The sequence below is a fragment of the Duganella aquatilis genome, assembly GCF_009674565.1.
Taxonomy (GTDB): domain Bacteria; phylum Pseudomonadota; class Gammaproteobacteria; order Burkholderiales; family Burkholderiaceae_D; genus Rugamonas; species Rugamonas aquatilis.
In genome coordinates, this window is the sequence record NZ_WKJL01000003.1 from 122,022 (window position 1) to 144,548 (window position 22,527).

Consider the following 22,527-nt stretch of genomic DNA (forward strand, 5'->3'; position numbering starts at 1 on the left):
CATGCAAACCAAGCCAGAAAAAGACCTCGAACTCCGAGACAAAGTTAACCGCGAAACGGCGCGCCTGCCGTGGACAGAGCTGCTCAAGCACTTCGCACAAGGGAACGTGGTGTGGGTTGCCAGCTCGCTCGACCTGGTCGACGTGGCCGTACGTATCTCGCACGACGACAAGGCCAACATCAGCCAGTGGATGAACGCCGGCCTGCTGGCCAAGGTCAATGACCAGCAGGCCGCAGCCTGGCTGGAGTCCGACGCCCAGCTGTGGGCCAGCGTGGTCAGCCCCTTCATCCTGGTGCAGGAACAGAAGGCTTTAAACTAGCTGCATCGCCAGCGCGTTGTGGCGCTCGATGATCACCGGCAGGTCGATCGTGCAGAGCTGCCCCTCGCGCACCACCACCTTGCCGTTGATGATGCTGTAGGCGACATTCGGCGGCGTGCAGAACACCAGCGCCGCCACCGGATCGTGCAGCGCGCCGGCCATGCCGATGCCATCCAGCCGGAACATGACGATATCCGCCGACATGCCAGGCTTGATGGCGCCGATGTCGTCGCGGTTCAGCACTTTGGCGCCGCCCAGCGTGGCCACTTCCAGCGCCTGGCGCGCGGTCATCGCATCCGGACCGAATCCCACCCGCTGCAACAGCATCGCCTGGCGCACTTCGCCCATCATATGGCCGGCGTCGTTCGACGCGCTGCCGTCGACGCCCAGTCCCACCGGCACGCCCCGGTCCAGCATCTTGCGGATCGGCGCGATGCCGGAGGCCAAGCGCATATTGGAGCATGGACAGTGCGCCACGCCGGTGCCGGTGCGCGCGAACAGGTGGATGCCGTCGTCGTCCAGCTGCACGCAGTGGGCATGCCATACGTCCGGACCTACCCAGCCACAATCCTCGGCATATTCGGCCGGCGTCATGTTGAACTTTTCGCGGCTGTAGGCGATGTCGTTGACGTTTTCCGCCAGGTGCGTGTGCATGGAGACGCCGTAGCTGCGCGCCATTCGGGCCGATTCCTTCATCAGATCCTGCGACACCGAGAACGGCGAGCATGGCGCCACCACCACGCGCTGCATGGCGTGGCGGCTGGCGTCATGGTACGTCTCGATCAGGCGCTGGGTGTCCTTGAGGATGGCGCCCTCCTCTTCCACCACGCGGTCCGGCGGCAGGCCGCCTTTCGACTGGCCGACGCTCATGGCGCCGCGCGCGGCATGGAAGCGCATGCCGATCTTCTGCGCGGCCGCGATGCTGTCATCGAGCTTGCAGTCATTCGGGTAGATGTAGAGATGGTCGCTGCTGGTGGTGCAGCCGGACAGGATCAGTTCCGCCATCGCGGTCAGCGTCGAGACGTGGATCATTTCCGCCGTCAGGCCGGCCCACAGCGGATAGAGATTGGTCAGCCAGTTGAATAGCTCGCCGTTCTGCGCGGCGGGAATGGCGCGCGTCAGGCTTTGGTACATATGGTGGTGGGTGTTGACCAGGCCCGGCATGACCACGTGGCCGCTGGCGTCGATGATCTCGTCGGCGTCCTGCGGCAATTCGGCGCTGCTGCCCACCTGCTCGATGACGTTGTCGCGGATGTAGACCGCGCCGTCGGCGATCTCGCGCCGCGCATCATCCATGGTGACCAGCACGCGGGCGTTTTTAATCAGTAGTGTTTTGCTCATTGGGCGTAAAGGTAGTTGCAGCTTTGATCGGCGCTGTCGCGGGCCAGGATGCGGTCGTACAGGCCGACGTTTTCCTTCAGCGTGCGTTCCACGTCTTCCGCCAGCAGCAGGCCGGCGGCGACCTGGCGCTCTGCGGCGGTGCGCACGGCGGCCACGTAAGCGTCGCGCGTTGCGTAGCGTTCTTCCAGGCTGGGACGCGGATCGCCGGCCGCCACGCGTTCCGCCTCGGTGCGCGCGAACGGCACAAAGCTGCCGTCGAAACGCGACGTGGCCCAGGCAAAGCCGGTATCCGGCGCACGCAGGTTCCAGCCGGTGTGGGTGCCGAGCGGCGCTTGCAGTTCGACCAGGCGCACGCCGCCTTTGTCGTTGCCGTCGGCGTCCGGCGTCGGCACGCGGGTTTCGTAGTCGTCACCGTGTTTGGATGGTACGCCGCCCAGACGCGGTTCGCGCAGATTCTGCGCCGGCGGCGTCAGGCCGAAACCTTTGGGGAAGATGGCGCGGTAGTCGGCCACCGTGGTCAGCGTGCCGTCCGCCAGTTGCGGGTAAGCGCTGGCGGGCGGCTGCTTGCCGTTGACAGTCCAATCATCCAGCGCCACGATCAACGCGCGCATCGGCAGGTAATGGTCGCTGGTCGAGACGCAAGCGGTGAACGGCGCGCGCTTGCTGGAGCGGCCGACATAATGCTGCGCGCCCATGAAGCCGTAAATGCGCACATTGTCGGCCGGCGCCACATCACGCTCGCCGTCCGGCGTGGTGGCGATCAGCGAGGCGCCACGGTTCCAGAATTCGGTGGAAGTGTTCGCGACAATCAGCTTGGGCAGCTTGCCCTGTTTGTCGCGCGCCTTGTCGAGCGTGGACGCGGTAACGCCGGTGACGGGATCGCGCGATGGCGCACTGGTGAACGGAAACGCGTCGGCGGGATAGTCATGCTCCTCCATCATCGACGGATGGCGCGTCGGCTGCGCGAAGCGGCTGTTGAAGCCTGCGGAACCGCCTGCGCCGGGCACTTGCAGATAGGCGCCGCTGAATGCCAGCCTGCCGCCTTCATCCACGTTCAGGCCATCGTGCAGCATGCGGCCGATGACGCGGCCGGACTGGCTGATGCCGAACATCAGCACATTGCGCGGCGCGGGAGCATTTTCAAAAGGATGATCGCGGAACCAGGACAGCAGGTCGCGGATGCCCGCCAGGCCGGCGCCGGTGACGTAAGGGTCTTTCGCCACATAGGTCAGTTCATAGATCGTGTCGGGCTGAAAGCCGCCCTCCAGCTGCACGCGGCCCGGACCGCCCTTCAGTTCCGGCTCGACGAAACGCCAGGCGCTGCGCGGGATGGGACGGCGCTTGTCGTCCGGACGCGCACGCGCCGTCAGCTGCGCATGCGGATCGTTGGACGTGGCCGGTTCATAGGTCAGGCCGCGCATGCCAGCGTAGGTGGCGACATCCGTCGGCGCATTGACGGTGAATTCGTTCTGCACCTTGCCCTTGACGCCCTTGGCCACCGGCGGCACGAACACCAGCGGCCGCGGCGCCGGCGTGCCGGCTGCGGGCGGCGCGGATGGCGCCACGTCCCAGGTCCACGCGGAGAACAGCAGCGAAAAGCCGTGACGCATCAGGAAGCCGTCGCCCGCATCGGCGGCGGTGGTGGGATCATTGTATGCGGGACTGCGGCCGTTGACCTGGCCGAGGATGGCGATGTTGCCGCGATTGTTCACATCATAGAGCAAGGTAGTGGGCTGCGCGCCGCTGGGCCGCAGCAGCACAAACTCGCTGGAGAACAGCACGCGGCCTTTCTTGTCGCGCGGTGCGCGCTTCAAGTCGACAATGAACGCATTGGCGGCGGCACGGGGATCGAGCGCGTAGTAAGCGATGCCGCGTATCTTTTCATACGCGCCGTATTCGCCAAAGGTGACGCCGGGTGCGAACGGCACGCGCTCAACCACTTCGATGCGCTCCACAGCCCCTTGCGCGGCCGAGACCAGCGCCATTGCCGCCAGCGCGGTCAGCGTGCGCCTCATGCGACGCTCCCGCACACGTCGACCCACTGACCAGCAGTGACGGAGGCCAGCAAGGCCGGCGTGATGCGGATGGCGCTGTTGACCGAACCCGCTGCAGGCAGCACTTCGTCAAAGTCGTTGAGCGTATGGTCGAGATAAATCGGCAGCGGCTGCGGCAGGCCGAACGGGCATACGCCGCCCACCGGATGGCTGGTCAGCGCCACCACTTCGTCGGCACCCAGCATTTTGCCCTTGCCGAAAGTCTCTTTGAACTTGCGGTTATCGACGCGCGCGACACCGCTCGCCACGACGAGTATCACCCTGCCGTCCGCGACACGAAACGCCAGCGTCTTGGCGATGCGGCCCGGCTCCACGCCATGCGCTTCCGCCGCCAGCGCCACCGTGGCGGTACTGGCTTCGGTTTCAATGATGGGAAGATGGATCTCGCGGGAGAGGAAGAACTCTCGTACCGATTGCAGGCTCATAAAAAATATGCTGGGCAGTTAGGACTGTCCAGCATATTAGCAGAGCGGATTAGTTCGAGAGCAGCAGACTGGCGATGATGCCGGTGGTGATCGCGACCAGCACATAATCGCCGCCGGTCTGTACCCAATGGTAGCCGCGCGGCGGCGCGCTCAGATGGTGGCCGCGCCAGTCGTCCACCACGTACTGGCGGTTGCGGTATTCCGGCGGCAGGCGGCCGCCCTTGCGGATGTCGTGACGCGGACCGGCGCCGCGGTCGCGGCCACGGTCGTCGTCGTGATGATAATCCTGGCGGTCGTTGCGGCGATCCTGGGCATAGCGATTGTCGTCGTGACGATCCTGCTGGCTATGACGGTCGTCATTGCGATGGTCGTCCCGACGATCATCGTGCCGGTCCTGCGCCGAAGCTGCGCCGGTGACGCCGACAAATGCTGCCAGCACGGCAGCGGTAATCATTTTGCGGTTCATGTCGAACTCCTTGTTAAGTGCTTCGATAGGAACAGCCTACCTGTAAATCCGCTAGCCGTCCGTTCGCTACCGAACATTACTCAGGTGGGCGTATCGACATCATCCCACTCGCGGTCCTCGAAGCGCACCAGCCAATTCAGGGCATAGTGACGCTCCTGCAGCACGCCGTCGTTCAGGCCCGCCGGCACCGGCGTTTTCTTCAGGATGGCCTGGCGGCTGGCCCAGTGCAGGCGATAGTGCAGGTCGAGCGCATCCAGGATCTCGCCGGTCGCGCGCGCGACCGGCTGCTTGCGCAAGCCCTCGGTGCCGCGATCGATGACGGTGCTGGAGATCGACGCCACGTCGCAGATCGCATCCGTGAACGGCAGCGCCTCCTGCAAACCCAGGGCCCATTGCAGCACCAGGATGGCTTCATAGCGCCACAGGAATTGCGTGATCTCCTGTTCGGACGGCGCTTCCTGCGCGAGGAAGGCGCGTTCGGCGTCGGTCAGGCCGGCGAAGGCCGGCGGGAAGCGCTGCTGAAGATCGTCGACAGCGATCGGCGTCTTGCTGTTCAGCGATTCGGCGCGGATGGCGACCACGAACAGGGCCAGCATCCGGCGCAGCACATCCTCCGGCGCGCGCAGACGCAATTCCGGTTCCGACACCAGCGGCGGCAGGTCGGCCGGCACATTGATCTGGCGCGCCGCCAGTTGTTCGTCGCTGCGCGCCTTGCGCTGCCAGGCTTGCGGCGGATACGGCATCACGGCCTGGGCGTCGCCATCTTCGCCCGACGCGGCCAGCAGGATGCGGCCCTGCGGATCGCGCACCGTGCCGTCCTGCATGAACACCAGCGCATTGGCCGCTTCCGCCCAGGCGTGGAATGGCGCCATGTCGGCCGGATCGATGGCAAAGCTCAGGTGGTGCTGCGTGCGTTGCAGATGGCGGATCACGTGGTAGCGCGTGCGCGTCATCTTGCCGCCGTTTTGCTCGGCCAGGTAGTGCATGAAACCATTGAGGTGCGGCGCCAGTTCGGCGTCCTTGCTGTCGCGGCGGCCGTTCAGCACGTGCGGGAAGGCCGGCTTGGGCGCGTCGCCCACGGTGGCGTAGGCGTTAAGCAGAATGTGGTTGCTGATGTCTTTGGGGGAGAACAGCTGCTTCAGTCGATTGAGCATAGTTATTTATCGTTTAACGCATGTCCAGCGCGCGGCGACGTCGCGGCGGCGGAAATGCCTGGTCCAATGCGGCCAGATCATCGGCGGAAAGGCGGATATCGGCCGCGGCGCGGTTGGCGCGCAAGTGTACAGGATCGACGGCCTTGGGGATAGCGATCACGCCATCCTGATGCAGCACCCAGGCCAGCGCGATCTGCGCCGGAGTGACGCCGTGCGCATCGGCGACCGCCTTCAGGCCCGGATTGCACAGCAGCGCGGCCTGTTCGCGGCCGTGGGTTTCCAGCGGCGAGTAGGCCATGACGGGCAGCTGGCGTTCGCGCGCCCAGGGCAGCAGGTCGAACTCGATGCCGCGCTTCATCAGGTTGTACAGCACCTGGTTGGTGGCGGGCGCGCCGTAGCCGAGGGCTTCCTCCATGTTTTCCAGGTCGAAGTTGCTGACGCCCCAGGCCTTGATCTTGCCGGCCTGCTTCAGCGCCTCGAAGCCGTCGAAGGTTTCGGCCAGCGGGTGGTGGCCCTGCCAGTGCAGCAGATACAGGTCGATGGCTTCGGTTTTCAGGCGACGCAGGCTGCGCTCGCACGCGGCCTGCACGCCGTCGAAGCTGGCGTTGTGCGGATAGACTTTGCTGACGATGAAGGCTTCATCGCGGCGGCCGGCGATGGCCTCGCCCACGACTTCCTCCGCCCCGCCCTCGCCGTACATCTCGGCGGTATCGATCAGCGTCAGGCCAAGATCGAGGCCCAGTTGCAGGGCGCGCACCTCGTCCCGTTTGCGCGCGGCCTGCTCCCCCATATTCCACGTGCCCTGCCCCAGCGCCGGCACCGCGTGCCCGGCCATCTTCAGCGTTTTCATGCAAGCCTCCACGGCTATCGAAAAGCCGAGTATAAGGCGAAGACCGGGGTCAGTGCCGACATTCGGACACAAGCTCGTCCTTGCCATGCCGGGATTGTTTGCGCTGCCTCACGGGTCTCGCCATCCGCCTGCCTAGAATGACTGGATGAGCCGCCCAATCCGACTACAGTTTCCCGGTGCACTGTACCATGTGACCTCTCGCGGCGACCGAAAGAGTCTGGTGTTTCACGACCAGAACGACCGCCTCATGTGGCTGTCCATCCTGGCTGACGTATGCGCTCTTTATAATTTTGTTATTCATGGCTACTGCCAAATGTCCAACCATTACCACTTCGTCGTGGAGACTGTGGATGGTAATCTGGCGCAAGGCATGCAACAGCTAAACGGCATATATTCGCAATACTTCAACCGCCGGCACGACTTGGTGGGACACGTATTCCAAGGCCGCTACAAGGCAATCCTCATACAGCGCGAAGCTTATTTGATGGAGGTGGCACGCTACGTGGTACTCAATCCGGTGCGCGCTGGCCTGGTTCAGGCACCCGAGGACTGGCCGTGGAGCAGCTATCCCTATCTGCTCGGCACGTATTCCGCACCGCCCTGGCTGGATGTCGCCACCACCTTGCAGGCGTTCTCCAGCGAAACCGCGCCGGCCATCGCGGCTTACCGAAGATTCGTGACGGCAGGAATCGGCGCGCCCAATCCGCTCTTGAACACCAAACACCAGTTGATCCTCGGCGACGATACCTTTGTCGCTGCAACCCGACAACCGCCAGCCGCAGACACGCTTCGCGCGGTGCCCAAACTGCAGCGCCGCGCCTTGGCGCTATCACTGGCCGACTACCAGCAGCAGGCAGCCAGCCGCGATGAAGCGATGAATAACGCCTTCCGCTCCACCGCGTACACGATGGAACAGATCGCCGCGTTCTTTGGCGTCTCATCCAAAACCGTCAGCCGGGCGATCAAAAAGCATCGCGCGCGATGAAATGTCCGAATGTCGGCACTGACCCCGGTTTGGGGGTTAGTGGGCGCCGCCAAGGTAGGCGGCGATGACTTTGGGATCGGTTTTCAGGCTGTCGGCGGGGCCGTGGACGGAGATGTGGCCGTTTTCCAGTACGTAGCCATAGTCGGCCACGTTCAGCGCGGCGGCGGCGAATTGTTCCACCAGCAGCATCGTCACGCCTTCCGACTTCAGGCGCTGGATGATGCGGAATACTTCTTCCACCAGGATAGGCGCCAGGCCCATCGACGGTTCGTCCAGCAACACCACGTCGGGATTGAGCATCACCGCGCGCGCCATCGCCAGCATCTGCTGCTCGCCGCCGGACAGGGTGCCGGCCAGCTGGTGCTGGCGCTCTTTCAGGCGCGGGAACAATTCCAGCGCTTTTTCCAGGTCGCGCTTGATGTCGCCTTTCGGCCGCGCGCGGGTGAAGCGCGGGAAGGCGCCCAGCAGCAGGTTGTCGGTCACGCTCATGGAGGCGAACACGCGCCGCCCTTCCGGCGAATGCGCCAGACCGGCGCGGGCGATGCGGTGCGAGTCGTGGCCGGTGATGTCCTTGCCGTCCAGCGTGACCTTGCCGCCCTTGGGCTTGATCATGCCGGAGATGGCGCGCATGGTGGTGGTCTTGCCGGCGCCGTTGGAGCCGATCAGCGTCACCAGCTTCCCTTTCGGGACGTCCAGCGAGATGCCGTGCAGGACTTCGACTTTGCCGTAGGCGGCTTGCAGGTTGGAGATCGATAGCATGGCGTGTCCTTGTCAGTGCGCCGCCGGCGCGTGGCTGGCGTCATCGCTGCCGCCCAGGTAGGCTTCGATCACTTTCGGATCGCTTTGCACGGCGGCCGGCTTGCCTTCGGCGATCTTCTGGCCGAAGTCCAGCACCGTGACGGTGTCGGACAAGGCCATCACCACGTCCATGTGGTGCTCGATCAGGATGATGGTGATGCCGTGGTCGCGGATCTTGCGGATGATGGCCATCAAGTCCTTGATGTCGGGCGCGGTCAGGCCGGCCGCCGGTTCGTCCAGCAGCAGCAGGCGCGGACTGAGGCCCAGCGCGCGGCCGATCTCCAGCAGGCGTTGTTTGCCATACGGCAGATTGCGCGCCTCCTCGCCGGCCAGGTCGGACAGGCCGACAAACTCCAGGATGCTGGCGGCCCGCTCGCGCGCGGCCTGTTCCTCGCGCTTGTAGCGCGGCGTTTGCAGCATCACGTCCAGTACATTGGATTGGAAGGTCTTGTGCAGGCCGACCAGCACGTTCTCGGTGGCGGTCATTTCGCCGAACAGCTGGACGTTCTGGAAGGTGCGGGCGACGCCGCCCAGCGCGATTTCGGACGGCGTACGGCCGGAGATCACGGCGCCGGCAAAGGCCACCTTGCCGGCGGTCGGCCGGTAGATCCCGGTCAGCACGTTCATCATGGTGCTCTTGCCGGAGCCGTTGGGGCCGATCAGGCCGTGCACCGATCCCTGGGCCACGTTGAGGTTGACCTGGTTGAGCGCCTTCAGGCCGCCGAACTGCATCAGGATCTGTTCGACGTTGAGCAGCGTGTCGCCAACCTTGCCGCCCTGCGCGCGCGGGAACGGCTCGGCGCCGGCGCCGGTCGCCAGCGGCTGCGCATGCGCACGCGCCTTGCCCACCAGCCCTTGCAGGAAGCCGACGATGCCGTCCTGCAGGTAGTAGACCACGAACAGCGTCATCAGGCCGAAGATGGTCAGGCGCCAGTCGACGATGTTTTCCAGCTTGAAGGAGAACGCCGCCATGCCGATGGTGGCGATCAAGGGCACGGCCACGCCGCGCGGCGTCGAGCGCTTGCGGGCGATCGCCAGCGCCGAGCCGATCACGCCCAGCACGGCGGCGGCCACGGCGATCTTGCGGAACAGTTCGATGTCGGCCAGCAGGCTGGGCAGCATGACCACGATCAGCGCGCCGATCAAGGCGCCGGAACGCGTCTTGCGGCCGCCCATGATCACCGCCAGCAGGAACAGGATGGTCAGCTCGAAGGTGTAGGTGCTGGGGTTGATGTACTCCTCCGAGTACGCGTACAGGCTGCCCGCCAGACCGGCGAAGCCGGCGCTGATGATGAAGGCGTACACCTTGTAGCGGTAGACCGAGACGCCCATGCAGTCGGAGGCGATCGGGCTGTCGCGCAGCGCTTCGAAGGCGCGGCCGAGGTTGGACTTCAGCACGCGGTGCACCACGATCAGCGAGATCACCATCAGCACGGCCACCATGTAGTAGTACTGCACTTCGCTCAGCTTGGCGCCGAATAGCATGGGCTTGGCGATCTTGATGCCCATCGGGCCTTCGGTGAGGAAGGTCATTTCGTTGATGAGGATCTGGATGATGGTGCCGAAGGCCAGCGTGACCATGGCCAGGTACGGCCCGGTGACGCGCAGCGCCGGCAGCGCCAGGATGGCGCCGAACACCGCCGCGCCGAGCACGCTGGCCGGAATCGCGATCCAGAACGGCGCACCGAGCTTGAACACCAGCACGCCGGTGGCGTAGGCGCCGATGCCGAACAGGCCGGCGTGACCCAGCGACACCTGGCCGGTGTAGCCGACCACGATGTCCAGGCCGAACAACAGGATGGCGTAGATCAGGATCGTTTCAAATAGATGGATGTAGTACGGATTGGGTATCAGCACCGGATACAGCACCAGCACCGCCAGTCCCACCACGCTTGCCGCGACGATCGTCTTGTTCATGGGTCAGACCTTTTTGATGGCGGCTTTGCCGAACAGGCCGGACGGCTTGATCGCCAGCACCAGCAGCAGGAGCAGCAATCCCGGCACTTCCTTGTAGCCGGTGGAGATGTAGTAGCCGGTGGTGGTTTCGGCGATGCCCAGTATCAGGCCGCCGACGATGGCGCCCATGCCGGAGGTCAGGCCGCCGATGATGGCCACCGCGAACGCCTTCAGTCCCAGCGAGGCGCCCATGGTGGCGCCGGTCAGCGTCAGCGGCGCCACGAGCACGCCGGCAAAGGCGGCGACGGCGGACGACAGCGCATACGAGAAGGTGATCACCATGCCGGTGTTGATGCCCATCAGCCCGGCCGCGTCGCGGTCGTTGGCGGTGGCGACCACCGCCTTGCCGTAGATGGATTTGCGGTTGAAGAGTTCCACCGCCGCCATGATGGCCAGCGCGCCGAGCACCACCGCGATCTGCATCGGCTGCACGTTGGCGCCGAGGATGTCGATCGGCGCCGAGTCCAGCGGCGACGGGAAGGTCAGGTCGTCCTTGCCCCAGATGTTTTCGGCGACGTTCTTGAAGATGATGGCCAGCGCGATGGTGGACATGATCCAGCCGAATTCGGATTTGATCTTGATCGCCGGCCGCACGCCTATCCATTCGACGAACATGCCTTGCAGCGCGCCGAACACGATCACCACCGGGATCATCAGCAGGTAGCTCATGTAGGGGCCGCCGTGGATGGTGCCGACCAGGCTAAGCCCGACCAGCGCGCCGAGCATCAGCGATTCGCCCTGACCGAAATTCAGCGTGCCGGAGGTGGCGAAGGTGAGCTGGTAGCCGAAGGCGATCACCGCATAGATCATGCCCAGCGCAATGCCGCTGAACACCAGTTGCAACAGGATTTCCATGATAGGTCCTTTGCTACAGACAACAAGAAAATGGCCAGGCTTGCATCAACAAGTCTGGCCACTGTGGCGCTCGGCCGCCTTACTTGGCCAGGACGACTTTGCCGTCTTTGACTTCGCCGAACACGGTGGTTTCGGCGTTGATGGCTTCGTGGTTGTCCTTGCTATACGGCTTGTTGTAGCTGGTGACGACGCCATCCACCTTCTCGCTCAGGTTCTCCAGCGCGGCCTTGATTTTCGGGCCGTCGGTGCTGCCGGCCTGCTTGATGGCAGCGGCCAGCAGGTAGATCGAATCGTAGCCCTGCGCGGCCGACACCGGCGACGGCATGCGGCCCTGCGGCGGGTTGTAGGCTTTCACGTAGGCGTCGATGAAGGCCTTGCGTTTCGGCGTGTTCGGGTCCTGGATGAAGGTCTGAGGCATGCGGGTGCCGTTGCCGTTCTTGCCTGCGTTGTCGATGAAGTTGGCCATCGACAGGGTCCAGCTGCCGATCAGCGGCACTTTCCAGTTCAGTTTTTCCATGCCGTTGGCGATCTGCGCCAGCTCGGGGCCGATGCCGTAGGTGAGCACGACGTCGGCGCCGGCCTGCTTGGCCTTCAGCAGCTGGGCCGTCATGTCGACGTCCTTGATGTTGTACTTCTCGACCGCGACCGCCTTCATGTTGCGGCCGGCCAGCACCTTCTCCAGGTCTTCGCGGCCCAGCTGGCCGTAGTTGGTGGAGTCGGCCAGGATGGCGACCTTCTTGAACTTGCGATTGTCGACCGCTTCCTTGATGATCATCTGCGACTGGATCTGGTCGTTGGCGGAGTTGCGGAAGATGTAGTTTTCCGGCTGGTCTGCGAACTGCTTGGTGATGATGGAGCCGGTGGCGACGTTGTTCATGACCGGGATCTTGGCGTCCTGGTAGAAGCGCTGCGAGGCCAGCGCCACGCCGGTGTTGATGTAGCCGACGGTGGCGACGACTTTTTCTTTATTGATGAGTTCCTGGGCGATCTGCACGCCGCGTTCCGGCTTGGCTTCGTCGTCGCGTTCGACCAGCACGATCTGCCGACCCAGCACGCCGCCCTTGGCGTTGATATCGGCGACGGCCAGCTTGACGCCGTCGCGCATCGACACGCCCATTGGCGCCGAACCGCCGGTGAACGGACCGGCGACGCCGATCTTGATGGGATCGGCCGCCTGGGAGGATGCCGAGAAAGCTAACGCCAGACCTGCAACAAGCATGTTCAACTTGAAGTTCATGTGTCATCTCCTGTTTATACAACGTTTTTTATAGTAGTCGTACGCTGGAAAATCGCCCCATCGAAAACCATTGTAGGTTAGTAGAAGTTCATCAGCAACAGATAGATGTGCGGCATCGCAGCAAGGGCGGCACGCGCTTGCGCTGTAAGCATGGCGTAAGGATTTACAGGCCGGGGACGGCCAGCTTGAGGGCGCGGTTGGCGAAGCGCATCTGGGTTTCGGCCAGCGCTTCGTTGCGTTCGAAGCCCATGGAGCCGTCGCGCAGGCCGATGGCCATGGCCATCACGGCCTCCGGATATTCGAGGTCGGCGGCTTTTTCGATCCAGCGGCGGGCGGCCAGGTCGTCGCGCTTGACGCCGTCGCCGGCGAGATAGAGCTTGGCCAGGGCGTACATGGCGGCCGGGTTCTGGTGGTCGGCGGAGAATTGCAGCCAGTGGGCGGCGGCCTTCATGTTGCGCGCCACCGCCATGCCGTTCTGGTACATCAGGCCGAGATAGTAGGCGGCTTGCGGATCGCCCTTTTGCGCGGCGCCGCTGAACAGCTGGAAGGCGCGCGGCAGATCGACCTGCACGCGCTCGGAACCGCGCAGGCACAAACGCCCTTCTTCCACCGGTCCGGCCGAGGCAGCGCCGCCCAGCACGAGGCTGGCGGCAAGAATCGCGAGAGCGCGGCGCCGGATCTTCATTTGCTCAAGTCGATGGCGTAGAGGGCGAAGCCTTTGCCGGCGCCGTCGTCGGCCTTGAGCTGGCTGACGGCGCTCAGGCCGGCGTCGCGCGCCAGGTTCAGCATGCCGGGGGCGGAATGGAACACCACCGCACCCCTGGTGGCGACCGGCGCGAAACGCCAGCTGCGGTCGGCGCCGTTGCGGGCGCGCGTGAGCTGCCTGGCTTTCTGGATGTAGGCGATCAGCACGTCGCGGCTGGAGTCCGGCGCGGCAAGGATGGTCTTGCTGCCGTCCAGGCCGGGGAAGCCACCGCCACCGCTGGCGCGGTAGTTATTGGTGGCGACCAGGAATTCCTGCGTCGGCGACAGCGGCGCACCTTTGTAGTGCAAGGCGACGATGCGCTGGCCAAGCGGCTGCGTGACGTCGATCTGGTAGCTGACGTCTTGATTGGTCAGCATGTCGAAGTTGAAGCCGGCGAAACCGGTGTTGACCAGTTCCTGCTGCGCGCTGCTGGCCGGGTCGATGCGGTTGAAGCGTTCGGCCGACTTTTCCAGCCAGGCTTTCAGCTGCGCGCCGTTCAGTTTCACCGCGTGCAGCGCGTTCGGGTACAGATACAGGTCGGCGGCGTTGTTCAGCGCCACGGCGCCCGGCTTGACGTCGGTGTAGTCGGCCACGCCGGCGGCGCCGGTCTTGAACGGCGACGCCATCGACAGCACCGGCAGCGCCGCGTACTGCGGCAGGTTGGCCTTGACGTAGTCCTGCACGTAGGCGGTCTGCGCCTGGTTCACCAGTTCGATCGCGCTGATGTCGCCGACGTCGGCGAAGTAACTGGTCATGCGGAAGTCGCTGGTGCCGACCGGGGTTTTCACGTACTGAATGGTGGCCGCGTGTTCGTCCGCCACCAGCGGTGCGATGGCCGGATCGGCGGCGACAAAGCTGCGGTCCGGATTCTGGATGCTGCGCGCTTCCACCGTGGTGCGGGTTTTGTCGATAACCCAATGCTGGCCGTCATACTTCAGGTGCAGGCCGATCACGCCCAGGTGCTTGCCCCACAGGTTGGCCATCACGGCCGGCACGCCGTACACCGTGCCCCGGGTCTTGTCGACGCCCGGCAGGTTGAACGCCGGCAGCGTGCTGGCGGGATTAGGGAACGGCAGGTGCGCGTGGCCGATCAGCATGGCGTCCACGCCCGGCACCTGCGCCAGGTAGTAGTTGGCGTTTTCCATTTGTGGCGTGTACGGATCGCCGTCGATGCCGCCGTGCGACACGGCCACCACCAGGTCGGCGCCCTCGGCGCGCATCCGCGGGATGTATTTCTGCGCTGTTTCGCGTACGCCCTCGGCGTAGACCTTCCCTTCCAGCCAGTGCTTGTCCCACGACAGCACGCCCGGCGGCGTGAAGCCGATCACGCCGACCTTGATGGTGGCGGTCAGCGGCTTGCCATCCGGGCCGGTGGCCTGGATCTGGCGCGTCAGGATGCGGTATGGGGCGAACAGCGGCTGTTTCGTCTTCACACTGTAGATGTTGGCCAGCACGATGGGGAAGTTCGGGCCGGCGCAGCGCGGGGCGTCGGCCGGCACGCCGTCGACGTCGAAGTGGCTGGCGGTGACCTGGTTCAGGTACGGCAGGCCGTAGTTGAATTCATGGTTGCCGATGCCCGCCGCGTCCACGCCCAGCTGGTTCATGGCCTTGTAAATCGCCAGCGTGTCGCCGCAGGCCACCGGCTTGACCAGCGCCTGGTAGTCGGCCAGTGCCGTGCCTTGCAGGGCGTCGCCGTTATCGAGCAGCAGGTTGTTCGGGTAGTCGGCGCGCGCCTGCTTGATCAGCGTGGCGGTGCGTTCCAGGCCGATGGCGGGATCGGCTTGCAGCTTGTAATAGTCGTAGCTGAGGACGTTGGCGTGCAGGTCGGTGGTCTCCAGCAGGCCCAGCGTGGCCTCGGCGCCGGCCGGCGGCGCGCTGCCGGCGCCATCGTGCGGCAGGCTGGAACAGGCGATCAGCAGGGACGGCAAAGCGAGATAGGCAAGGCGCATGGATGGCATGTCGAAGTTACAGGCTGCGACATTCTATCCGGTTTTGCGCCGGTTTTGTGGCTAAAATGTCAGCATTTCACGCCGAAGGTGCGGCTGGCCGGGCTGGCGCCGATTCGCGCTGGGAGAGCGTGGCCGCTTACGGTATAATCCAAGGTTTGATTTCAGCCTGAGAAAAGAAGAATACCATGGAAGCCGAACGCATCAACGCCCTCACCTCCCTGCTCGCCGACCTGACCACGCGCGAAGCCGAACTTCGGAGGTATCTTTGACTTCGATCGCAAGTCGGAGAAACTGGAACAGGTAAACGGCGAGCTGGAAGATCCAGCCGTCTGGAACGACCCGAAAAAAGCCCAGGACCTGGGCAAAGAGAAAAAATCGCTGGAAGCCATCGTCTTCTCGCTGACCAAGGCTGACGCCGACCTGAAAGACATGGCCGACCTGATCGCCATGGCCAAGGAAGAAGGCGACGACGAGACGCTGGAAGCGCTGATCGTCGATGCGGAAGAAGTCCGCAAGGTCATCGAAGGCATGGAATTCCGCCGGATGTTCAACAATCCGATGGACCCGAACAACTGCTTCGTCGACATCCAGTCCGGCGCCGGCGGCACCGAAGCCCAGGACTGGGCCTCGATGCTGCTGCGCCAGTACCTGCGCTATTGCGAACGCAAGGGCTTCAAGGTCGAGATCATGGAGCAGTCCGACGGCGAGGTGGCCGGCATCAAGACCGCCACGCTGAAGGTGGAAGGCGAATACGCCTACGGCTTCCTGCGCACCGAGACCGGCGTGCACCGCCTGGTGCGCAAGTCGCCGTTCGACTCGGCCGGCGGCCGCCACACCTCGTTCGTGTCGCTGTTCGTGTACCCGGAGGTGGATGACTCGATCGACATCGAGATCAATCCGGCCGACCTGCGTATCGACACCTACCGCGCGTCCGGCGCCGGTGGTCAGCACATTAACAAAACCGACTCCGCGGTGCGTCTGACCCACGGCCCGTCCGGCATCGTCGTGCAGTGCCAGAACGACCGTTCGCAGCACCGCAACAAGGCCGAGGCCATGGAAATGCTGAAGGCCAAGCTGTACGAACTGGAACTGCGCAAGCGCATGAGCGAGCAGCAGAAGCTGGAAGACTCCAAGACCGACGTCGGCTGGGGCCACCAGATCCGCTCGTATGTGCTGGACCAGTCGCGCATCAAGGACTTGCGGACCAACTTCGAGACCGGCAACACCAAGGGCGTGCTGGACGGCGACCTGGACGACTTCATTTCGGCTTCGCTCAAACAAGGCGTGTAATGACCCAACGTGCATTCATCTTCGACATGGACGGCACCATTGTCGACAACATGTCCTTCCACGTGAAATCGTGGCTGGAGTTCTTCCAGCGCCGCGGCCACACGGTCGATGCGGACGAATTCTTCCGCAACACGGCCGGCCGCCAGGGCCATGAGATCATGAGCACCTACTTCGGCAAAACGCTGACCAAGGAAGAAAGCGCGGCGCTCGATTTCGAGAAGGAAGCGCTGTACCGCGAGATGTACGCGCCGCACCTGGCGCCGACCACCGGCTTCGTCGACTTCATCGAACGCGCCAAGGCGGCCGGCGTCAAGCTGGCTGTGGCCACCGCCGCGCCGAACGAGAACATCGACTTCACGCTCGACGGCCTCGATCTGCGCAAGGAGTTCCACGCCATCGCCGGCGCCGCCGACGTGGCGCGCGGCAAGCCGAATCCGGACGTGTTCCTGCTGGCGGCCGAACGCGCGGGCGCGCTGCCGGCCGACAGCATCGTGTTCGAAGACGCGCCGCTGGGCGTGGAAGCGGCGCGCCGCGCCGGTATGCGCGCGGTGGTGCTGACCACCACCCTGCCGGTCGAAGCGTTTGCGGAATTCGACAATGTGATCGCTGTCGTCAGCGATTTCAGCGCGCTGGATGTGGACGAGCTGTTCGCCTCCGCCACCAACTAATCATCACTTCAAACAGAAATACACCATGACTACGGATCTTCAAGACCAAGCAGCAGCGCCGGACGAGAACAAAATCATTGCGGAACGCCGCGCCAAGCTGGCCGCCATCCGCGAACAGGGCGTCGCCTTCCCGAACGACTTCAAGCCGGAACACAAGGCCGCCGACCTGCACGCTCAATACGGCGAGAAGTCGCGCGAAGAGCTGGAAGCCGCGCCGGTGACGGTCAAGCTGGCCGGCCGCATGATGCTGAAGCGCGAAGCCGGCAAGAAGGCCGCTTTCGCCACGCTGCAGGATGCCTCCGGTCCGAAGGCCGATGGTCGCATCCAGATCTACGCCACGCTGGACCTGACCGGCGAAGCCGCCATGGCCGCGCTGCACCACTATGACCTGGGCGATATCCTGGGCGTGGTCGGCACGCTGTTCAAGACCAAGACCGACGAGCTGACCATCAAAGTCACCGAGCTGCGCCTGATCACCAAGTCGCTGCGCCCGCTGCCGGACAAGTTCCACGGCCTGGCCGACCAGGAGACCAAGTACCGCCAGCGCTACGTGGACCTGATCATGAACGAAGAGACGCGCCGCACCTTCAAGGCGCGTACCGCCGCGATTTCGTCGATCCGCCGCTTCATGGAAAAGAACGAGTTCATGGAAGTGGAAACGCCGATGCTGCACACCATTCCAGGTGGCGCTGCGGCCAAGCCGTTCATCACCCACCACAATGCGCTGGACATGCAGATGTTCCTGCGTATCGCGCCGGAGCTGTACCTGAAGCGCCTGGTGGTCGGCGGCTTCGACCGCGTGTTCGAGATCAACCGCAACTTCCGTAACGAAGGCGTGTCGATCCGTCACAACCCGGAATTCACGATGATGGAATTCTATGCGGCCTACACCGACTACAAATGGCTGATGGACTTCACCGAAGCCGTCATCCGCCAGGCCGCGATCGACGCGCACGGCACCGCCAAGCTGACCTACGGCGGCCGCGAGCTGGATCTGTCGAAGCCATTCCACCGTCTGACCATTGTTGAAGCGATCAACAAGTACGCGCCGTCGTACACCGCCGAGCAGCTGGGCGATGCGGAGTTCATCAAGAAGGAACTGCTGAAGTTCGGCGTCAAGCCGTTCGCCACCGCCGGCCTGGGCGCGCTGCAACTGGCGCTGTTCGAGGAAACCGCCGAGGCGCAGTTGTGGGAACCGACCTACATCATCGACTACCCGGTGGAAGTATCGCCGCTGGCCCGTGCTTCGGACTCGCGCGAAGGCATCACCGAGCGCTTCGAGCTGTTCATGGTGGGCCGCGAGATCGCCAACGGCTTCTCGGAGCTGAACGATGCGGAAGACCAGTCGGCACGCTTCCTGGCGCAAGTAGCCGCCAAGGACGCCGGCGATGAGGAGGCGATGTTCTACGACGCCGACTACATCCGCGCGCTGGAATACGGCATGCCGCCGGCCGGCGGTTGCGGCATCGGCATCGACCGTCTGATGATGATCATCACCGACTCGCCGAACATCCGCGACGTGCTGCTGTTCCCGCACCTGCGCCGCGAAGAGTAATCACCACGAAAGCCGCTCACTGAGCGGCTTTTTTTATTCAAAGGCGACGTCTTCAAGGCGGTAGCGGTATTTGCGGCGCTCCGGCAAAGTCCAGCCTTCACCCGGCGTGGTGTCGCGCGGTGCTGCTGGCGTTGGCGCTGATGGCGGCGGAGGCAGCGCCTGCGCCTGCGGCGCGGCCGCGCATTGCGCCCTGGCTTTGCGGGCTTCCTCCTGCTCGCGCTGGACTTCCTTGCGCAGTATGCAGGCTTGCTTGAATTGTTTGTCGCCGGGGCGGCGTATATTCAGGTCGAACCATGCGTTGCGGTTGCTCCGGGCGAAGGCGCGCGCAAACTGGTTTGGGCGAGACTTCCTTGCCGCGATGAATGATGTGATCACCTTCAACGCAAGCATAGTTGTGTTCGCCGTAGCTCCATGAGCGCAGCACGGTGCCTTCGGGCAGGAAGAGGGATTTCCATTGGTAGCCGTGGATGCCGTTCGGATCGGCGGTCTTGGGGAATTGCTTTTGGTCGGCAAGCCAGAATTCCACGGCAGTCGTGATGGCTTCCGATATATCCTGCGAGCCAGCGCTCCGCTGTAGCTGGGCAATTAGTTGGAGTAGGGTATGGGTAGGTAACTGCACACTCATTGTGGTAAACATTCTTTTTTTCTCCTCTCTTTTCTTCAAAAACGAGGAAAAAAGAAGAAAAAAGAAGTCGAAAAAGAAGGTTTACCACAGGGGCCGGAGAAGGATTCCCCTCCCCTGTGTTCTGCCGGAAATTAGGCTTACTGAATGACGCGGTAGCAAGGCGTGTATGGCTTGCCGGCCAGCTTCATGCGCGACTGGGCGACGAAGGAGGCCAGCAGCGCGTCCATCGGTCCCATGATGTCCTTGTCGCCGTGGATTTCGAAGTGACCGTATTTCTCGATCGCGCGGATGCCCTCTTCCTTCACATTGCCGGCCACGACGCCCGAGAAGGCGCGGCGCAGGTTGGCGGCCAGCAGGTGCACCGGCTGGTTCTTGTGCAGGCTCAGGTTGCGCATGTTCTCGTGCGTCGGCGGGAACGGACGCTGGAACTCGCTGTCGATCTTCAGACCCCAATTGTAGTAATAGGCATCGCTGCGCGATTTGCGGAACTCGCGCACGGCCTTGATCCCGGCCTGCATCTCGCGCGCCACCAGTTCCGGATCGTCGATGATGATCTTGTAGCGCTGCTGCGCCTCCGGTCCCAGCGTGTCGTGGATGAACTGGTTGATCTGCACGAAGTAGTCGCGCGAGGTTTCCGGGCCCGTGAACACCAGCGGGAACGGAATCTCGGCGTTATCCGGATGCAGCAGGATGCCCAGGATGTACAGGATCTCTTCGGCGGTGCCGGCGCCGCCAGGGAACACCACGATGCCGTGACCGGTGCGCACAAACGCTTCCAGGCGCTTCTCGATGTCCGGCATGATGACCAGCTCATTGACGATCGGGTTCGGCGATTCGGCGGCGATGATGCCCGGCTCGGTGATGCCGAGATAGCGGCCGCGGTGCAAGCGCTGCTTGGCATGGCCGATGGTGGCGCCCTTCATCGGGCCCTTCATCGCGCCCGGGCCGCAGCCGGTGCAGATGTCGAGATCGCGCAAGCCCATGGCGTAGCCGACTTCCTTCGAGTAGTTGTATTCGGCGCGGTTGATCGAATGGCCGCCCCAGCACACCACCAGGTTGGGGTTCAGCATCGGCTTCAGCACGCCGGCGTTGCGCAGGATGTGGAACACGGCGTCGGTGATGCCTTCGGTCTTGTCCAGCGCGAACTTGGGATTGCCGGTGATTTCGTCGCTGACGAAGACGATATCACGCAGCACCGAGAACAGGTGCTCGTGGATACCCTTGATCATTTTGCCGTCGACGAAAGCGATCGCCGGCGCGCCCTTGATGTCGAGCTTGATGCCGCGCTCGCGCTGCACGATGCTGATGTCGAACGAGGCGTAGCGTTCCAGCAGCTCCTTGCCGTCGTCGATGGTGCTGCCGCTGTTGAGCACAGCCAGGGCGCACTTGCGGAATACGTTGTACAAGCCACCCTGGCTGGTGTCGAGCAGTTTGGTTACTTCAGCTTTGGAAAGAATCTCCAGCTGGCCTTCGGGGGAAATCTGGGTATCGACAACGTCATGTTCCATGATGCGTAAATCCTATTCAGTTTCTATGGGTGTTGCGCCATCAATATACGACAACTCGGCCATTCATGGGTTGGCAAATGAAACTGGTAAATTATTAACACAAATGACACAAGTTTGCAGGCGCAGCATCAAAAAGTGCATCGGCTGCCGCTTTGTAGATTAAAATGGCGCCCAATTTGGCTGCCCCACAAGGGAAGTCAGTCCTTTTTGACCATAATTATTAGGAGGAGCCGCATGAGCGGTGCTACCACCAGCAACACGGAAGCTGTTATTCCCGAATTCAAGCAGATCATGGGTCACCCTGCTCCGCTGTGGATGTTGTTCATGACCGAATTCTGGGAGCGCTTCGCGTTCTACGGCATACGCTGGGCCCTGGTGCTCTACGTGGTCGCCCAGTTCTACAACGGCGACGCCGCTGGCGAATCCTCCGCCAACCTGGTGTACGGCTCCTACCTGGCGCTGGTGTACGCGGCCGCGCTGTTCGGCGGCTATGTGGCCGACCGCGTGCTGGGCTACCAGCGCTCGATCCTGGTCGGCGCCGCCTTCATGGCGGCCGGCCTGTTCATGATCGCCTTCCCCAACGAGACGGTGTTCCAGTTCGGCCTGGCGACCATCATCGTCGGCAACGGCATGTTCAAGCCGAATATTTCGACCATGGTCGGCAAGCTGTACAGCACCGCCGACACCCGCCGCGATTCCGGCTTTACCATTTTTTACATGGGCATCAACTCCGGCGCGCTGGTCGCCCCGGTGCTGACCGAGTGGCTGGCCGCGACCGTGTTCGGCAGCGGCGGCATGCCGGCCTATAAGGTGGTGTTCATGTCGGCCGGCGTCGGCATGCTGATCAGCCTGGTATGGTTCTACATCGGCCGCGCCAAGCTGAAAGGCATCGGCGCGCCGGATGCGCAGAACGCCGATCCGAAACGCCTGCTGTACGTGGTGATAGGCTCGCTGTGCGTGATTCCGGTGGTGTACTCGCTGCTGGCCGCTGGCGCCAAGAACCTGCAGCTCGTGCTGTCGGTGCTGTTCATCCTGCTGTCGGTGATGCTGCTGGTCGAGGGCATCAAGAACGGCAAAGTGGCGCGCGACAAGGTCATCGCCATGCTGGTGATCTTCTTCTTCAACATCATGTTCTGGTGCTTCTTCGAGCAGGCCGGCAGCTCGTTCACCTTCCTGGCCGAGAAAATCGTCGACCGCGAAATGTTCAACTGGACCTTCCCGGTGGCCTGGTTCCAGACCGTGAACTCGCTGGCGATCATCGCCTTCGCGCCGGTGGTGGCCTTCGTCTGGGTGGCCATGGGCCGCGCCAATCCATCGATTCCGCGCAAGTTCGGCCTGGGCCTGATCTTCAACGGTACCGCCTTCGCGCTGCTGATGTTCGCGCTGTCGAGCCTGGTGGACATGAACAACAAGATCCCGTTCTGGACCCTGTTCATGGTCTACGTGCTGCAATCGATCGGCGAGCTGTGCCTGTCGCCGATCGGCCTGTCGATGGTGACCAAGCTGGCGCCAACGCGCCTGGTGGGCCTGGGCATGGGCGGCTGGTTCCTGTCGACCGGCATCGGCAACAACCTGTCGGGCATCTTCGCCTCGGCGGTGTCGGGCGAAGGCGGCATGTCGGTACCCTCGGCGCTGCACGGCTACACCTTCGGCTTCTGGTCGCTGATGGCCGGCGGCGTGCTGCTGTTCCTGATCGCCCCGCTGATCCAGAAGCTCATGCACGGTGTGAAGTAAAACCAACGGTGCC

At 63.6% G+C, this 22,527-nt stretch carries 20 protein-coding genes; 6 read left to right on the plus strand and 14 right to left on the minus strand.

Annotated features, from left to right (window positions below):
* Position 1: 1 nt before the first annotated feature.
* Positions 2 to 319 carry a DUF2288 domain-containing protein gene (locus GJ698_RS06680; RefSeq protein WP_154356837.1) on the plus strand — a complete coding sequence of 106 codons (318 nt, stop codon included), beginning with the start codon at positions 2 to 4 and terminating at the stop codon, positions 317 to 319.
* Here the strand turns inward: GJ698_RS06680 and GJ698_RS06685 are convergent.
* The 6 genes from GJ698_RS06685 to GJ698_RS06710 all read right to left on the minus strand — a co-directional run bounded on the left by GJ698_RS06685 (position 311) and on the right by GJ698_RS06710 (position 6,609).
* Entirely contained in the window at positions 311 to 1,660 is a 1,350-nt protein-coding gene (locus GJ698_RS06685) for an 8-oxoguanine deaminase (protein ID WP_154356838.1), read from the minus strand. The two genes, GJ698_RS06680 and GJ698_RS06685, sit on opposite strands and share 9 nt — an antisense overlap.
* The gene (locus GJ698_RS06690; protein ID WP_154356839.1) at positions 1,657 to 3,675 is read right to left on the minus strand and encodes an alpha/beta hydrolase domain-containing protein; all 2,019 of its coding nucleotides are present in this window, start codon (positions 3,673 to 3,675) and stop codon (positions 1,657 to 1,659) included. The genes GJ698_RS06685 and GJ698_RS06690 overlap by 4 nt, the downstream gene beginning before the upstream one ends.
* Complete coding sequence (locus GJ698_RS06695; protein ID WP_154356840.1) at positions 3,672 to 4,139, minus strand: YbaK/EbsC family protein; 468 nt, start codon at positions 4,137 to 4,139, stop codon at positions 3,672 to 3,674. The genes GJ698_RS06690 and GJ698_RS06695 overlap by 4 nt, the downstream gene beginning before the upstream one ends.
* Before the next feature lie 49 nt (positions 4,140 to 4,188).
* Positions 4,189 to 4,605 carry an RcnB family protein gene (locus GJ698_RS06700; RefSeq protein WP_154356841.1) on the minus strand — a complete coding sequence of 139 codons (417 nt, stop codon included), beginning with the start codon at positions 4,603 to 4,605 and terminating at the stop codon, positions 4,189 to 4,191.
* Positions 4,606 to 4,685: 80 nt separating this feature from the next.
* A complete protein-coding gene (locus GJ698_RS06705) occupies positions 4,686 to 5,759 on the minus strand; it encodes a DUF4272 domain-containing protein (RefSeq protein ID WP_154356842.1) in 1,074 nt (357 codons plus the stop codon).
* A gap of 13 nt (positions 5,760 to 5,772) precedes the next feature.
* Positions 5,773 to 6,609: an aldo/keto reductase gene (locus GJ698_RS06710; RefSeq protein ID WP_154356843.1), complete on the minus strand. Its 837-nt coding sequence runs from the start codon at positions 6,607 to 6,609 to the stop codon at positions 5,773 to 5,775.
* 145 nt (positions 6,610 to 6,754) lie between these two features.
* Here GJ698_RS06710 and GJ698_RS06715 point away from each other — a divergent pair, with 145 nt between their 5' ends.
* Positions 6,755 to 7,594 carry a transposase gene (locus GJ698_RS06715; protein WP_154356844.1) on the plus strand — a complete coding sequence of 280 codons (840 nt, stop codon included), beginning with the start codon at positions 6,755 to 6,757 and terminating at the stop codon, positions 7,592 to 7,594.
* A 36-nt stretch (positions 7,595 to 7,630) separates the two neighbouring features.
* Here GJ698_RS06715 and GJ698_RS06720 read toward each other — a convergent pair whose 3' ends face one another.
* The 6 genes from GJ698_RS06720 to GJ698_RS06745 all read right to left on the minus strand — a co-directional run bounded on the left by GJ698_RS06720 (position 7,631) and on the right by GJ698_RS06745 (position 15,134).
* The gene (locus GJ698_RS06720; RefSeq protein WP_154356845.1) at positions 7,631 to 8,353 is read right to left on the minus strand and encodes an ABC transporter ATP-binding protein; all 723 of its coding nucleotides are present in this window, start codon (positions 8,351 to 8,353) and stop codon (positions 7,631 to 7,633) included.
* A gap of 12 nt (positions 8,354 to 8,365) precedes the next feature.
* Complete coding sequence (locus GJ698_RS06725) at positions 8,366 to 10,309, minus strand: branched-chain amino acid ABC transporter ATP-binding protein/permease (protein WP_154356846.1); 1,944 nt, start codon at positions 10,307 to 10,309, stop codon at positions 8,366 to 8,368.
* A gap of 3 nt (positions 10,310 to 10,312) precedes the next feature.
* A complete protein-coding gene (locus GJ698_RS06730) occupies positions 10,313 to 11,203 on the minus strand; it encodes a branched-chain amino acid ABC transporter permease (protein ID WP_154356847.1) in 891 nt (296 codons plus the stop codon).
* 79 nt (positions 11,204 to 11,282) lie between these two features.
* On the minus strand, positions 11,283 to 12,440 hold the full coding sequence (locus tag GJ698_RS06735; protein WP_154356848.1) for an ABC transporter substrate-binding protein: 1,158 nt from the start codon (positions 12,438 to 12,440) through the stop codon (positions 11,283 to 11,285).
* 163 nt (positions 12,441 to 12,603) lie between these two features.
* Positions 12,604 to 13,125 carry a tetratricopeptide repeat protein gene (locus GJ698_RS06740; protein ID WP_154356849.1) on the minus strand — a complete coding sequence of 174 codons (522 nt, stop codon included), beginning with the start codon at positions 13,123 to 13,125 and terminating at the stop codon, positions 12,604 to 12,606.
* Positions 13,122 to 15,134: a bifunctional 2',3'-cyclic-nucleotide 2'-phosphodiesterase/3'-nucleotidase gene (locus tag GJ698_RS06745; protein ID WP_229259863.1), complete on the minus strand. Its 2,013-nt coding sequence runs from the start codon at positions 15,132 to 15,134 to the stop codon at positions 13,122 to 13,124. The genes GJ698_RS06740 and GJ698_RS06745 overlap by 4 nt, the downstream gene beginning before the upstream one ends.
* A gap of 185 nt (positions 15,135 to 15,319) precedes the next feature.
* Here GJ698_RS06745 and prfB point away from each other — a divergent pair.
* The 3 genes from prfB to lysS all read left to right on the plus strand — a co-directional run bounded on the left by prfB (position 15,320) and on the right by lysS (position 18,647).
* Positions 15,320 to 16,424 (plus strand): peptide chain release factor 2 gene (gene prfB / locus GJ698_RS06750; RefSeq protein ID WP_154356851.1). Its coding sequence is split into 2 segments (ribosomal slippage): positions 15,320 to 15,400 and positions 15,402 to 16,424, totalling 1,104 coding nucleotides; the frame shifts between segments, so codons are not numbered across the junction.
* Positions 16,424 to 17,092 carry an HAD family hydrolase gene (locus GJ698_RS06755; protein WP_154356852.1) on the plus strand — a complete coding sequence of 223 codons (669 nt, stop codon included), beginning with the start codon at positions 16,424 to 16,426 and terminating at the stop codon, positions 17,090 to 17,092. The genes prfB and GJ698_RS06755 overlap by 1 nt, the downstream gene beginning before the upstream one ends.
* A gap of 25 nt (positions 17,093 to 17,117) precedes the next feature.
* Positions 17,118 to 18,647 carry a lysine--tRNA ligase gene (gene lysS / locus GJ698_RS06760; protein WP_154356853.1) on the plus strand — a complete coding sequence of 510 codons (1,530 nt, stop codon included), beginning with the start codon at positions 17,118 to 17,120 and terminating at the stop codon, positions 18,645 to 18,647.
* A 33-nt stretch (positions 18,648 to 18,680) separates the two neighbouring features.
* On the opposite strand, the gene GJ698_RS30810 is transcribed toward lysS, so the two are convergent.
* A complete protein-coding gene (locus GJ698_RS30810; protein ID WP_229259864.1) occupies positions 18,681 to 19,022 on the minus strand; it encodes a hypothetical protein in 342 nt (113 codons plus the stop codon).
* A gap of 387 nt (positions 19,023 to 19,409) precedes the next feature.
* Positions 19,410 to 20,780 (minus strand): nucleotide 5'-monophosphate nucleosidase PpnN, encoded by a 1,371-nt coding sequence (gene ppnN / locus GJ698_RS06770; RefSeq protein WP_154356854.1) that lies wholly within the window; start codon positions 20,778 to 20,780, stop codon positions 19,410 to 19,412.
* 234 nt (positions 20,781 to 21,014) lie between these two features.
* Between ppnN and GJ698_RS06775 the strand changes: the two genes are divergently transcribed.
* Positions 21,015 to 22,514: a peptide MFS transporter gene (locus GJ698_RS06775; RefSeq protein ID WP_154356855.1), complete on the plus strand. Its 1,500-nt coding sequence runs from the start codon at positions 21,015 to 21,017 to the stop codon at positions 22,512 to 22,514.
* The last annotated feature ends 13 nt before the right edge of the window (positions 22,515 to 22,527 follow it).

Bases quoted from the DNA above. Each gene is read 5' to 3' on its own strand.
- GJ698_RS06680 (WP_154356837.1), top strand. From the start codon at position 2: ATGCAAACCAAGCCAGAAAAAGACCTCGAACTCCGAGACAAAGTTAAC.
- lysS (WP_154356853.1), top strand. From the start codon at position 17,118: ATGACTACGGATCTTCAAGACCAAGCAGCAGCGCCGGACGAGAACAAA.
- GJ698_RS06690 (WP_154356839.1), bottom strand. From the start codon at position 3,675: ATGAGGCGCACGCTGACCGCGCTGGCGGCAATGGCGCTGGTCTCGGCC.
- GJ698_RS06695 (WP_154356840.1), bottom strand. From the start codon at position 4,139: ATGAGCCTGCAATCGGTACGAGAGTTCTTCCTCTCCCGCGAGATCCAT.
- GJ698_RS06730 (WP_154356847.1), bottom strand. From the start codon at position 11,203: ATGGAAATCCTGTTGCAACTGGTGTTCAGCGGCATTGCGCTGGGCATG.
- ppnN (WP_154356854.1), bottom strand. From the start codon at position 20,780: ATGGAACATGACGTTGTCGATACCCAGATTTCCCCCGAAGGCCAGCTG.
- GJ698_RS06725 (WP_154356846.1), bottom strand. From the start codon at position 10,309: ATGAACAAGACGATCGTCGCGGCAAGCGTGGTGGGACTGGCGGTGCTG.
- GJ698_RS06775 (WP_154356855.1), top strand. From the start codon at position 21,015: ATGAGCGGTGCTACCACCAGCAACACGGAAGCTGTTATTCCCGAATTC.
- GJ698_RS06705 (WP_154356842.1), bottom strand. From the start codon at position 5,759: ATGCTCAATCGACTGAAGCAGCTGTTCTCCCCCAAAGACATCAGCAAC.
- GJ698_RS06710 (WP_154356843.1), bottom strand. From the start codon at position 6,609: ATGAAAACGCTGAAGATGGCCGGGCACGCGGTGCCGGCGCTGGGGCAG.
- GJ698_RS06745 (WP_229259863.1), bottom strand. From the start codon at position 15,134: ATGCGCCTTGCCTATCTCGCTTTGCCGTCCCTGCTGATCGCCTGTTCC.
- GJ698_RS06755 (WP_154356852.1), top strand. From the start codon at position 16,424: ATGACCCAACGTGCATTCATCTTCGACATGGACGGCACCATTGTCGAC.
- GJ698_RS06700 (WP_154356841.1), bottom strand. From the start codon at position 4,605: ATGAACCGCAAAATGATTACCGCTGCCGTGCTGGCAGCATTTGTCGGC.
- GJ698_RS06735 (WP_154356848.1), bottom strand. From the start codon at position 12,440: ATGAACTTCAAGTTGAACATGCTTGTTGCAGGTCTGGCGTTAGCTTTC.
- GJ698_RS06740 (WP_154356849.1), bottom strand. From the start codon at position 13,125: ATGAAGATCCGGCGCCGCGCTCTCGCGATTCTTGCCGCCAGCCTCGTG.
- GJ698_RS06715 (WP_154356844.1), top strand. From the start codon at position 6,755: ATGAGCCGCCCAATCCGACTACAGTTTCCCGGTGCACTGTACCATGTG.
- GJ698_RS06720 (WP_154356845.1), bottom strand. From the start codon at position 8,353: ATGCTATCGATCTCCAACCTGCAAGCCGCCTACGGCAAAGTCGAAGTC.
- GJ698_RS06685 (WP_154356838.1), bottom strand. From the start codon at position 1,660: ATGAGCAAAACACTACTGATTAAAAACGCCCGCGTGCTGGTCACCATG.